The 821-nt window shown below is 56.8% G+C and carries 1 pseudogene; it reads right to left on the bottom strand.

Going from position 1 to position 821, the window contains the following annotated elements:
* Positions 1 to 756: pseudogene (locus BV911_RS20175) on the bottom strand (IS3 family transposase); the annotation flags it as partial.
* Between the last annotated feature and the right edge of the window lie 65 nt (positions 757 to 821).

Here is an 821-nt window from a genome sequence, read left to right as displayed (position 1 = left end):
ATAATCGCCAGCTGAGCACCTTCCGACTATACCAGTCCATGACGGCTACCAGGTACAAGAACCCGCGGCGCATCGGAATGTATGTGATGTCAGTGCACCAGACTTGGTTGGGTCGCGTGATTGCTAGGTCCCTAAGAAGATATGGATATATCTTGTGTGCCGGGTGCTTCTTGCTGGTCTTTGGCTCTTGGTAGATCGGCACAAGGCGCATCAGCCTCATCAACCGACGCACACGGTGACGGCCGCATTTATGCCCCTCTCGTTGCATATGACGGGCCATCTGCCGCGAGCCGTACCAAGGCGTTTCCAGGAACTGCCGGTCGATAATTTCCATGAGTGCCAGGTTCTCGGTGCTTTCGCCCCGTGGGTGATAGTACAGGCCGGAGCGGGTCAGTGACAGCAGACGGCATTGCCGCCGCACGCTGAGATCGGGATGAACGTGCTTCACCGCTTTTTGCCTCCAGCACCGAGAATGAGACTGGAGGCACTGGCCAAAAAATCCCGTTCCACGACCAGCTGGCCGATCTTGGCATGCAGCTTCTCGACCTCCTTTTCGGAGATCGTCGGCTCATCGGACGAGGCACCACCTTCGAACGCAGACGCCATGTTCGCAATCGCAGCACGCTTCCAGCCGCTGATCATTGTCGGGTGAATGCCGTACTTCTTGGACAGCTCGGCCGTCGTCAGTTCCTCGCGGATGGCTTCCAGTGCCACCTTTGCCTTGAACTCCGCAGAATAGCGCTTTCGTTTTGTCATCTCAGGTCGGTCCTTCGTCAGTCGCTAAAGCTTAGCAACTGGTCCGAATTCTTGCGACCACCTCT

It is taken from the genome of Pseudoruegeria sp. SK021 (assembly GCF_002119405.1).
Lineage (GTDB): Bacteria > Pseudomonadota > Alphaproteobacteria > Rhodobacterales > Rhodobacteraceae > Meridianimarinicoccus.
The sequence above is the reverse complement of the archived record's forward strand: the minus strand, read 5'-3'. Positions and strand labels throughout refer to the sequence as shown.